The organism is Micromonospora echinofusca (genome assembly GCF_017614955.1).
GTDB lineage: Bacteria > Actinomycetota > Actinomycetes > Mycobacteriales > Micromonosporaceae > Micromonospora > Micromonospora echinofusca_A.
Genome location: NZ_WVUH01000252.1, coordinates 1 through 10,999, shown reverse-complemented (window position 1 = coordinate 10,999; position 10,999 = coordinate 1). Strand labels below are relative to the sequence as shown.

General features: G+C 69.9%; 13 protein-coding genes. 8 read left to right on the top strand and 5 right to left on the bottom strand.

From position 1 onward, the window contains the following. From GSF22_RS23995 to GSF22_RS23970, 6 genes are all read left to right on the top strand, one after another. Window positions 1–484: hypothetical protein (locus tag GSF22_RS23995; RefSeq protein WP_208815995.1), on the top strand; the 484-nt coding region annotated here is incomplete at its 5' end. Between the two features lie 181 nt (window positions 485–665). After that, window positions 666–1,946 (top strand): helix-turn-helix domain-containing protein, encoded by a 1,281-nt coding sequence (locus GSF22_RS23990; RefSeq protein WP_208815994.1) that lies wholly within the window; start codon window positions 666–668, stop codon window positions 1,944–1,946. Between the two features lie 71 nt (window positions 1,947–2,017). Next, window positions 2,018–3,007 carry a DUF932 domain-containing protein gene (locus GSF22_RS23985; protein WP_208815993.1) on the top strand — a complete coding sequence of 330 codons (990 nt, stop codon included), beginning with the start codon at window positions 2,018–2,020 and terminating at the stop codon, window positions 3,005–3,007. 585 nt (window positions 3,008–3,592) lie between these two features. After that, window positions 3,593–4,621: a C40 family peptidase gene (locus tag GSF22_RS23980; RefSeq protein ID WP_208815992.1), complete on the top strand. Its 1,029-nt coding sequence runs from the start codon at window positions 3,593–3,595 to the stop codon at window positions 4,619–4,621. A 202-nt stretch (window positions 4,622–4,823) separates the two neighbouring features. Then, window positions 4,824–5,699, top strand: coding sequence for a DUF2637 domain-containing protein (locus GSF22_RS23975; protein ID WP_208815991.1), 876 nt, complete (start codon window positions 4,824–4,826; stop codon window positions 5,697–5,699). A 218-nt stretch (window positions 5,700–5,917) separates the two neighbouring features. Continuing rightward, the gene (locus tag GSF22_RS23970) at window positions 5,918–6,394 is read left to right on the top strand and encodes a DUF4279 domain-containing protein (RefSeq protein ID WP_208815990.1); all 477 of its coding nucleotides are present in this window, start codon (window positions 5,918–5,920) and stop codon (window positions 6,392–6,394) included. A 23-nt stretch (window positions 6,395–6,417) separates the two neighbouring features. On the opposite strand, the gene GSF22_RS23965 is transcribed toward GSF22_RS23970, so the two are convergent. The 3 genes from GSF22_RS23965 to GSF22_RS23955 form a co-directional block, all read right to left on the bottom strand. Beyond that, window positions 6,418–7,647 (bottom strand): IS110 family transposase, encoded by a 1,230-nt coding sequence (locus GSF22_RS23965; protein ID WP_208815989.1) that lies wholly within the window; start codon window positions 7,645–7,647, stop codon window positions 6,418–6,420. Window positions 7,648–8,241: 594 nt separating this feature from the next. Further along, window positions 8,242–8,694 (bottom strand): SRPBCC domain-containing protein, encoded by a 453-nt coding sequence (locus tag GSF22_RS23960; protein WP_208815988.1) that lies wholly within the window; start codon window positions 8,692–8,694, stop codon window positions 8,242–8,244. After that, window positions 8,691–8,996: an ArsR/SmtB family transcription factor gene (locus tag GSF22_RS23955; RefSeq protein ID WP_208815987.1), complete on the bottom strand. Its 306-nt coding sequence runs from the start codon at window positions 8,994–8,996 to the stop codon at window positions 8,691–8,693. The genes GSF22_RS23960 and GSF22_RS23955 overlap by 4 nt, the downstream gene beginning before the upstream one ends. Before the next feature lie 492 nt (window positions 8,997–9,488). Between GSF22_RS23955 and GSF22_RS35010 the strand changes: the two genes are divergently transcribed. Further along, window positions 9,489–9,710: a macro domain-containing protein gene (locus tag GSF22_RS35010; RefSeq protein ID WP_307804268.1), complete on the top strand. Its 222-nt coding sequence runs from the start codon at window positions 9,489–9,491 to the stop codon at window positions 9,708–9,710. Between the two features lie 17 nt (window positions 9,711–9,727). Next, the gene (locus GSF22_RS35005; protein WP_368856911.1) at window positions 9,728–9,961 is read left to right on the top strand and encodes a macro domain-containing protein; all 234 of its coding nucleotides are present in this window, start codon (window positions 9,728–9,730) and stop codon (window positions 9,959–9,961) included. Window positions 9,962–10,006: 45 nt separating this feature from the next. Here GSF22_RS35005 and GSF22_RS23945 read toward each other — a convergent pair whose 3' ends face one another. Both GSF22_RS23945 and GSF22_RS23940 read right to left on the bottom strand, forming a co-directional pair. Continuing rightward, a complete protein-coding gene (locus GSF22_RS23945) occupies window positions 10,007–10,456 on the bottom strand; it encodes a SitI3 family protein (protein WP_208815986.1) in 450 nt (149 codons plus the stop codon). Between the two features lie 13 nt (window positions 10,457–10,469). Beyond that, a complete protein-coding gene (locus GSF22_RS23940; RefSeq protein WP_208815996.1) occupies window positions 10,470–10,892 on the bottom strand; it encodes a hypothetical protein in 423 nt (140 codons plus the stop codon). Between the last annotated feature and the right edge of the window lie 107 nt (window positions 10,893–10,999).

Below are 10,999 nucleotides of genomic sequence, written 5' to 3'. Positions count from 1 at the left end.
CGCCCACACCCTGCGACACGCACGCCACGACCTGCTGCTCGCCGTCGACCGGCTACGCACCCTGCTCCTCAACGCCGACGACCTGACCGCGACCGTCAGCACACTCGCCGGACAGGTACAGACGATCGCGGAACTGGCCCGCACCTACCGGTACGCCCGCCACTGGATCGACCTTCTCGTCGACGATCCGGCACGCGTCGCGTACGCCGAAGCGAATCCCGGCCGGTCACCACGACGGCACTACGTCGACCCCGGGGACAGCGTCCTCGTCGTCCTGCCGCACACCGACTCCTGCCGCAGGCACGGGATCGCCGGGCAGGCCACCCGCATCCGGGTCGACGACACCGACGTCGAGCTCACCGGCGTCGATGGTGACCGGCTGCGGCTGGCGCACGCCGACGCCGGGATCCACCACGACCAGACCGACGGTGGCCTCTACATCCTCCAGTCCGCTGCCGTCGAGGCCACCGCCGTCGGTTCCTGACCCGCCAGCACGGCAGCACCCCACGGCCACCGGGCCACCATCCACGCGCATCACGCGGCCGGCACCACCCCCACGGTGCCGGCCGCGCTGACCGCTGCCCGCGACCCGGCGCACCACCGCCCGGCCCGACACCGTGCCGGGTTCGCCCTATCCCCCAGTTCCCTTGAGGAGGGAATCGCACATGGCACACCTGTCCCTGACGCCTGCCACGCAGGCCGTCCTCGACGCCCTGACCGACCTCGGCCAGGGCACCGTCCCCGAGCTCGCCGACAGATCCGGCAAGGCCCGGTCGACCACCGACAAGGCGATCAAGACCCTGGCCGACGCCGGTGTGATCGTCCCGGTGGAAACCGACCCGACCGACGACACCCCCACCCGGTGGGCCCTGGCGGCTCCGGTGCGGGACACCACCGCCACGCCGGACGACGCGAGCGGCGCGGACAGCGGCGCCGACCACACCGCCGGCCAGGAGGAGACCGACCTCGCCGACCCGGACGTCGACGACGCGACCGACGAACCGGACACCGCACAGACCGGCCAGCCCGGCGGGGTGATCGACCCGACCGGCACCAACGACGCGACCGGCCGGAACGACGAGACCGGCGACGCGCACGACGCGACCGACCGGCACGACGACAGCAACGCCACCGCGGACGGCGGCGAGGGCTCCGACAACAGCGAAGGCGACGAGCAGCCGCCGGTCACCGCCGTCCAGCCGACGCGTCCCGGTGACCGCAAGGTCATGGCCATCAAAGGCGTCCTGGCCGACCACGGCGACGACGGGGCGAGCATCGACGTGATCGTCGCCGAGAGCGGCATCGGTCACCCGACCGCATCCCGGCTGCTCACCGCGATGGAGCAGGCCGACGCCGCCCGCCGTCTTCCCGGCGTACCCCTGCGGTGGATCCCCGGACCCACCCGGGCCAGTGAGGTCGACCCGAGCCCGCAGCCGCCCCGCTGCCCGCTGTGCCACCACGTCATCCGTGGCCTGGCGAACGGGCCGAACGCCACGGCGACGGTACTGCCCCTGATCCGCCCGGACGGCACGTTGCACGTCGTCGGCCCGGACGGCGCCACCCACGTCGTCACCCTGCCCACGCGTACGGCGGGCGCCGCCAGGGGCGTGGGCCGCCGCGGCGACGCGACCGTCAACGCCGACGGCAGCCCACCGTTCGGGCGGGGCGAGCTGGAGAAACTGACCCTCGACGTCCTGGCCGCCCACCCCGGCGAGGCGATGACGCCGCAGGACATCGCCACCGTCATCGGCGAACAGCTCGGCCGCACGGTCAGCTCCGGAGCGGTACGCAACAACTGCACCAAGGCCGCCGCTGCCGGCCGCATCGTCCTGGCCTCCGACGCGCCGCTGACCTTCACCTACCCGACCCCACCCGGCAGCGACACCGCCGAGACCATCCCGGGCGGCACCGCGATCGACGACGAGCACGACACCAGGCAGTCCTGACCACCCACCATCCCCTGCCGGGGGTCGAGCCGTGCGGCTCGGCCCCCGGCCTGCTTCGACAGGAGACACCCGTGCCGCACGAACTCGAAACGTTCGCCGACGGAACGACCGCCTTCGCCAGCGCCCGACTGTCGGCCTGGCACCAACTCGGCACCGTCACCCAGAACACCATGAAAGCCGAAGAGATCATGTCCGCCGCCCGGCTCGGCGACTGGGGTGTGCGCACCATCCGCACCGTCGGCATCGACACCGTCGACGGCGTCGACGTGCAGATCCCCGCCGACGACAAACGCATGACCGTACGTCGCAACCCGGTCACCGGCGCCACCGAGTACCTGGGCATCGTCGGCACCGACTACACCGTCGTCCAGAACGAACAGTGCGCCGAACTGCTCGACCGTCTCGTGGACCAGGTCGGCGGCGCCCACTTCGAAACCGCCGGCAGCCTACGCCGCGGCAAGAGCGTCTTCGTCACCATGAAACTGCCCGACGCGATGGAGATCGCCGGAGTGGACCGCCTGGACCTCTACCTGATCGGCACCACCTCCCACGACGGCACCGCCGCGCTCCGCGTGGACGCCAGCCCCATCCGGGTCGTGTGCGCGAACACCCAACGCGCCGCCTTCCAACACGCGGTCGGCCACTACACCTTCCGGCACACCTCCAACGTCAACTCCCAGATCAGCCAGGCCCGCGAGGCCCTCGGCCTGATGTGGAAGTACCTGGACACCTTCGAGAAGGCCGCCGAACGGATGCTCGACACCGAGCTGACCATGCGCGAGTTCGAAAAGATCGTCGCCCAGGTGTGGCCGGTCAAGGACAACGCCTCCGAGCAGACCAGGAACAACGCCAAGCAGCGCCTCGGCACCCTCAAGTACCTCATCCGCGAGGCCGACACCCAGAAAACCATCACCGGCAGCCGCTGGGCCGGATACCAGGCCATCGCCGAGTACCTCGACCACTACCAGCCCGCCAAGGACGACACCGTCCGCGCCAACCGGGTGGTCACCGGCAACGTCGGCGACCTGAAGATCACCGCCTTCGACCTGCTGAAGGTCTGACCGGCACTCCCCCACCCATCCCGGGGCAGCGGTCACCGTACCGCTGCCCCGGGCCCGGCCCGGTCCGAAGGAACCGACGTGAGCACCATGGTCGACTCGCCCGACCGCTGAAGGTGGGCCGCCCGCATGGGCGGTCCACGGCTCTTTCTGTTTTTCACGACCAGGTGAGAAAGCCGACTACCCGCACCTGCCGCGGCGCACAGGAGAGCCCCCGGCTCCCGCCGCCCGGCCCACCACGACCAGCGACGCTCGACCCCAACCGACGCCGAAGCCACCGCCTGCTCAGCTACCCCGACCGGGCGGTGTCCTCTCTCCCGCAGGTCTACGTGCACTTGTCCGCAGCGTCTGCCGGACGCTGCGCATCGCGCCCCACCTGGCGCCGGGCCACCACGACTGCGACAACAGCACACCGGTCGAGCCCGGTCACACGCCGTCCGAGGTCGACGACCTGATCACCGGCCTCCGCCGCAGGCCCCTCGTCCCACTGCCGGCGCTCCTCACCACCCGCGACCCGCGTCACCTGTTGCCGGCTGCGCACCCGCGCAGAAACCGGCCCTTTCGTGTTTTCACGGAAAGGCAACCGCCATGACCAAGTCCATCATCGGCGTCATCGCCATCATCATCGTCGCCTGCTTCGGACTGCCCATGCTGCTCCTGTCCGCCGTCACGGGCGGCGGTGCGAGCGGATGTGGCATCGCCGCCCCACCCGCCGGACGCCCCTCCGCAGCAGCAGGCACCGACACGTGGGACACGGAGCAACTCGACATCGCCGCGACCATCGTCGACGTCGGCGTCGCCAAAGGCGTACCCCGCTGGGGTTGGGTCGTCGCCGTCGCCACCGCCATGCAGGAATCCGGCCTGCGTAACCTGCCACACCTCGGCGGCCGCAACGACCACGACTCGATCGGGGTGTTCCAGCAACGGCCGAGCCAGGGATGGGGCACCGTCGCGCAACTGTCCCAGCCCGCCTACCAGGCCGGCAGGTTCTTCGACAAGCTCCTGGCCATTCCCGGCTGGGAGACGATGCCGCTCACCCAGGCCGCCCAGGCGGTCCAGATCTCGGCCTTCCCCGACGCGTACGCCAAGTGGACCGACGACGCGCTACACGTGGTCGAGCAGCTCAGCGACACCCTCATTGGCTGCCCGACGACGTCGCTCACGGCGCTACCGGACGGGTACGCCCTGCCCCAGGGCACACCACCCGCCGTCGCCACCGCCGTCTTCTGGGCGATCGGACAACTCGGCACCCCGTACCACTTCGGCGGCACGTGCACCGATCCGCACTCCGGCAACCCGCACCAACAGTGCGACTGCTCGTCACTGACCCAGATGGCCTACCGAAACGCCGGCGTCACCATCCCACGGATCACCACCGACCAGGCCCGTACCGGCACCGCCGTAGCCGACCCGACACAACTGCGCCCCGGCGACCTCATCCTGATCCCCGGAAGCCTCGGCACACCCACCAATCCCCGCCACGTCGGCATGTACCTCGGACAAGGACTGGTCATCCACGCGCCGAGCACCGGCGACACCGTGAAGATCGTCGGCCTGGACACGTGGATCGACCGAATCGTCACCATCAGACGCATCGTCACCCGGTCACGCACCTGAATCGGATCCTCTCGGCGCGGACCGGCCGCGCGATAGAGAACCGCCCGATGGCGCCGCAACCGCGATTCCGACCTCACGAAGCTGAAGGACGAACATGACCTCGACCGACACCCCTGCAATCGCGTTGCGGACCCGGTCCCCGTCCGCCGACACCCGACGGCGTCATCCGAGGGCCCACCCGGGTCCGACAGGTGGTGGGCCGATGACGTCTGATCAACGGTCCCCTGACCTGCCCACACAGGTACCGTCCGGACGGGAGCGGTGGGAGAACCGCGTCCAGGTGCTGATCATGCTGTTGATCGGCGGCGCCGCGGGCGCGGCCTCGTTCCGCCACGTCCACGACGTCGCCGCCGCGCACGGCCAGCCGGGCTGGATCGCCTGGGCCGACGCGATCGTCCTGGAGCTGACCTCGATAGCCGCCGGACTGGAACTGCGCCGCAACCGCCGACTGGGCAAGAGCGTCGCGTTCGCGGCGACCGTGCTGACCGTGGCCGTGTTCCTGTCCCTCGCCGCCCAGGTCGTGGAGGCGGAGGCATCGGTGATCGGCTGGATCGCCGCCGCGCTGCCGGCACTGGGCTTCCTGGCCATGGTGAAGATCGCCCTCGGCCGCGCCGACCCCGCACCACCTGACCACGCCGCCCCACCCACACAGACTCGACCGGGACCGCCGACGCTCGTGGACACAGCGGTCCCGGACACCCACGAGTCGGTCCCCGGACCGCCGCTGCCGGTCCCCGCGAGCACCCCTGCGGTCCGGGACACCGGCGGGGCGGTCCCCGGCCCGGCGGACCAGGACCCGGCGGTCCCGGACCGGGAACCAGCGGTCCCGGACCGAGACGACAACGGTCCGCGGGTCGAGGACCGAGGCCCGGCGATCAGTACGCTGGTCCCCGCCGCCCGGACCGCCGCCCACACCCTCGCGGTAGAGGGGACACCACTGTCCCGCAAGGCCCTCGCCCGACAACTTCGCGCCGACGGACACCCCCTGTCCAACGCCACGGCCTCGGCGCTCGTGCGCCTCCTACGTGCCGAGACCGCTCCGCCCGGACCGCAGATGTCCCGCGAGGACGCCGTGTGACCGGACGACAGCGGCAGCTTCCGTCGGACCGACTCGTTCCGATGAGGTGGGCGCTTGGGGCGGGGCGCAGCGGGCCGGGCGGTCGAGGTGGCTCCGGCCAGTGACGGTCAAAGAGACCTCCGATATCTGTAGGAGTCAAGCGTTCGGTCTGCTGCGAAGCCGAGCCATAGACACGAATTGAGATGTTGTCTGATCGTCGGCCTCGGTAGGGTCCGTGCGTGCTCGCGTCCCAGTACGCCTACTTTGCCCTGACCTCGAACCATGTCACGGCGGCCGAGATCGCGGGCAGGTTGGGCATCGAACCTGACGAGGTCGTGGTTCGCGGCAGCCGTCGGATGGAACCGCCGCTTCCCGCTGCGCACAGGTGGAAGGTCTCCTGCCGGAGCCCTCACCTGAGCGTGGACCAGCAGATTGGGGCGATTGTTGATCGGCTGTTCGTTCACGCTGGTCGGATCGGCGAACTGGTGGCCGAGCTTGACCACCTTGATGGTGGCCCAGGTGGCAGTGTTCTGCAGGTCGTGCGGGCCTTCGAACGCCCTGCTGGCGAGGCTGAAGACCTGACCCGCCCGGCCGAGAACCTCCAGAAGCTGCCCGGACAGCATCGGCTACTGGGCTGGCACCTTGACACCCGGACGCTGGAGTTCCTTCGACTTACCCGCGCGGAGTTGGACGTCGACGAGTACGCCTACGGTTGAAGCCGCCGATCCAGGCCACGGCATCAAGCCGCCGCGGCCTGGGGTTCGCCGAATGCCTTGACTGGGTCGTAGACCTGGCCGCTCGCCAGGCAGTGGTGCAAGCAGCCGAGCAATCGGTTGAACAGGTTGCGTAGTGCGGCGGGGTGCCGGTCGCCGTGGTCGCGGCGGCGTTGATAGTGCTGCTTGGCGGGCGGTGCGTGAGTGGCCGCGACGAACGACCAGAGGTAGCCGGCGGCCGCGAGGCGGTCGTTCTTGACCTTGCGGTGGGTGATGGAGATGCTGCGGCCGGACGCGCGGGTGACGGGTGCGGATCCGGCGTATGCCTTCAACGCCCGTGCGTCGGCGAACCGGGTGCGGTCGTCGCCGATCTCAGCGAGGACGCGGGCTCCGGTGACGTCGGCCAGACCGGGGAAACTGGTGACGATCTCGTGGTCGGGATGCCGGCGGAACGCTTTGCTGGTGGCCTCGGTGAGCTGGTCGACGCTGACGCACTCGACGTTGAGCGTGGCCAGGAGTGCGAGGGCCTGGGTGCCCATCGCGGCCTCGACCATGGGTAGCTGCCGCAGCTGCGGACGGCGCAGGGCTTCGTGCAGCTCGGCGGCGAGTTCGTCGATGCCGCGTTGCCGCCCTGCGCGACGCAGCGCCGTTGCGATCCGGGTGTGGGACAGCTTGGCCGCCTCCGCCGGCGTCGCCGCGATGGCCAGCACCGCGGGGGCGTCCGGGCTGGTCAGATGCCCCTTCCTGCCGGCGAACGCGCCGAGGAACCCTGGAAAGTACTCCCGCAGCAGCGACCGCAGCTCGTTGGATGCCCTGGTGCGTCGCCATGTGGCGTCCTGATGAGCGCGGGCGAGCACTGCCACGGCCTGCACGAGCTCACTGTCGGCCGGTAGCGCCCGGTGCGCGTGAGCGTCGGTCCGCAGAATGTTCGCCAGCACCATCGCATCGACGTGGTCGGACTTCTTCCGCGACACCGAGTACCGCTCCCGGTAGCGGGCCACCGCCATCGGATTGATCGAGTACACCCGGCGCCCGGACGCGCGCAGGGCCGCGACCAGCAGACCACGCGGAGTCTCGATCGCCACCGGGATCGGCTCATCGACGTTGTCGCCGGCTCCGGCGAGCATGTCGACCAGCGAGGTGAACCCTTCCAGGTCGTCGCTGATGCGGCGCTTGTCGACCAGGTGGCCATGCTCGTCGACCAGGGCGATGTCGTGGTGCCGCTCGGACCAGTCGATGCCGCAGAACACCTTCAACCTCTTACTCCTTCCTCCTGACCTGGTTGCGGACCCTGGCGGAAACGCGCGGCGCCCTAATGACGAGGCTCTCAGGCCTACCCTCCGATGAGCCGTTCGCGATTCCAGCGACCCGCACGGTTCCGGTCTTCGCGTTCAGAGCTCGCCGGCTCCCGGTTCGCGAGGTGTGTGCCACGCAGGCGGGCTGCAACCACAATCAACATGCTGCTTCAAATCACGGAGGTGGTCCGGACACGCCGGCCCGCCGGTCTTGCACGAGGCCTAACTGGCCCAGAGGTGTGCAGGCGTGTCCTCGACGAGCCGGACCACCACCGCCAACGACCCGTCGCCACCCACGCTGCCGATCTTTTTGGAGACCTTCGAAGGCCGGGTAACGGGCAGGCATCCCGCGAGCCGCGACGGACCGTTCGGGAGTCATTAGGTGACGGGACTGCTCTGCGGATCCCGGCAGCGGGACTGACGTGGCCGGCCTCGCTGCGCTGTGTGCTCGCGCGTGCCCCGGCCATGTCCCCTTGGTCGATGCGCCCGCTCCGCGCATGACCGTCACGGCGGTTGGGTGGCCCGTCGTAAAGCCTGGTGCACGGGACCGGGTGATCAGATCGTGGCGTCGAGTTGTTCGGCGATGCCCTCCAGGCACCACTGCCAGCCCTCCCGCATCTGCTCCGCCGCAAGGGTGCCCGACAGGCCCTCGACCGTGAGCTGGAGTCGGGTCCCGCCGTCGACCGGCAGGAACAGCACCGTGCAGCGGGAGGTCTCGGCCATGTCCTCGCCGGAGGTGAGCACGTCGAGCACGAGTCGCTCCACGGGCTCGAAGACCGTGAAGGTCGCCGTCTCGCGGTACGCGTCACCGGCGGGGCGGGGGCCGAACCGCAGCCGGTAGCCCCCGCCGGCGCGGGCGTCGACCTCGCAGGTCGACACGCGCCAGGCCGGGTCGGGGCAGGCCCAGCGTTCCAGCAGGTCGGCGCGGGTCCAGGCGGACCAGACCCGCTCGGGCGGCGCGGGGTAGGTGCGGTCGAGGTCGAACGACAGGAGCGGTCCGGTGGTCACGTTTCCTCCAGGAGGGTGCCGAGCGCGTCCAGCCGGGTCGACCAGAGCGCCTGCTGCTGTGCGGTCCACGTGGCCACGGCGACGAGCGCGTCGTCACGCAGCCGGCACTCGCGCACGCGGCCACGCTTGACGGTCGTCACCAGGCCCGCCTCCTCCAGCACGCGGACGTGCTTGAGCACAGCAGGCAACGACATTGTCGTCGGCGCCGCGAGGTCGCCGGCCGACGTCGGCCCGCAGGCGAGCCGCTCGACGATGGCCAGGCGGGTCGGGTCGCCCAAGGCCGCGAACTGACGGTGAACCATATGGTTTACCTTTGCCTCTCGGTGTGCCCCTGTCAACCCACGTGCCGCCATGCACCTCCACCGACAGGCGAGTCTCGATGCTGACGCCACCACCGGCCGGATATCTCTTGTCGCACGCCAATGCCCTTCTGACGCTCCGCCCCCGCGTGGAACTGGCGCGAATGATCCTCGAGCAGGGCGGCCCGTTGGCGCACACCACGAAGATGCACTGCTCCCGCGTCACCAACTACAAGGGATCAGCATCAACGCACCCCGAGCAGGTCCGGATTCTGATCCTGAACGGACCGGCCGAAGGTGTCCGATATGTGCTCCTGAGGCTGACCACGCAAGCATCGCCGGCAAAACGCCGGGCTGATACGGGGCGGTCTGGCAGCGGAGCGAACCGTCGCCTGCCGCCTGGTCGAAGACGCATGCCCGGCGTCCATCGATGGTAGGCGGGGCGGTCACGCCAACGGGCGCGGTTGCCGGTTGCCGTAGCAGGAGAGGACGGCGGTGCGGATCGAGTTGGTCGCCGGCGACATTACGACCGAGCGGGTGGACGCAGTCGCCAACGCGGCGAACTCGTCGCCGCTGGGCGGCGGCGGAGTCGACGGGGCGACCCACCGCAAGGGCGGCCCAGCGATACGGGAGCAGTGCCGTGCTCTTCGACCAGCCGGTACGGGCGGGGCCTGCCGGTCGGGCAGGCCGTGGCGACCACCCCCGCCCGATGGGTGATCCACACCGTCGGCCCGGTGTTCAGCCCCGACGTCGACCGCGCCCCGCTGCTGCACGACTGCTACACCAGTTCCCTGAGGGTCGCCGCTGACCTGGGCGCACGGTCGATCGCCTTCCCGCTGATCTCCTCCCGCGTGTACCGCTGGCCCAAGGAGGACGCCATCGTCCAGGCGTTGACCGCCCTGCACGCCGAGCCGACCACCATCGGCGTGATCCGCCTCGTGTTCTTCAACGAGCAGACCCTCGGGTGATCGGGGCGAGTGACTGTGGTGGGTCCAGGCCAGGACGCACACCCGTCAGGGGTGAAGAATCCTGTCGTAGTCTTCGTCGTACCAGCCGTCGGTGTTGTGCTTCTGGATGGTTCCCGCGACGCGCGTCAGCATCAGCACGTCACCGTTGAGGGTCAGGGCCGCGTCCTCGGCCCTGCCGGCGAGGATCCTGGCCACGGTCGCCAGCATGTGGGGCTTGCCCTTGTCGAACAGGGCATCCTTGCGCATGTAGAAGTTGACGTCGACGTAGGTCTCCGGCTCCCACTGCCACAGGGAACCCCCGTCATCCTCGGCGCAGTAGTAGCCGTGCCTGCCGCCGGAGATGTCCACGACGTACCCGTGCTCGTCGTTCAGGTCGGCGCTGAGCATCCTGCCGCCGGACGCCGTGGACGTCTCGACCGCTTCGGGAGCAGCCAGCTCCGCCACCTGCTCGAGTGGGATGTCGCCCGCCAGCGTCAGCCGGTACTCGACAGCCATCTGCACCCCTTCATCAGTCTCGCCGGATGATCTGAATGATCGCACCGTCGCGCGTTACCGCCGCCAGTTCCTTCAGCCCTGCGATAGGCCAGTCGTGGAACTGCTTGTGCAGGGCGGCGAGGTCTCCTCGCCAGTCGTGGAGGTTCAACATCACGCGTTGGGTCTGCTCCGTGTCGACTTTCCTGGACACCGCGCTCCAGACGGCGCGGGCCGGCACGGAAGGAGTGGGCGCGTAGCAGTCGAAGACATGCCCCTCGATGAGGAAGTCGGGTGCCTTCTCCGGCCTCCCAGAATCCCCGGTTTCGCGTCGCGCGTCCGCGACCTCCTGCCTCGTGGGGTTCTGGTGAACCCGGTACCCCTTGCCGGCGACCCTGTCGGCACACTCGTTCTCCAACTCCAGGGCACGCCGTTCCCGTGGCTTCTCGTTCGCTGAGATCCTGGTTCGACGTCCGGTAGGCGTCCCGCCGGCGACGTCGGCGGGACGCCTGGTCCACGGGGTTGCTGTGTCAGTGTCCGTGGAGACAGTGCCGCCCAGGGTAGGGA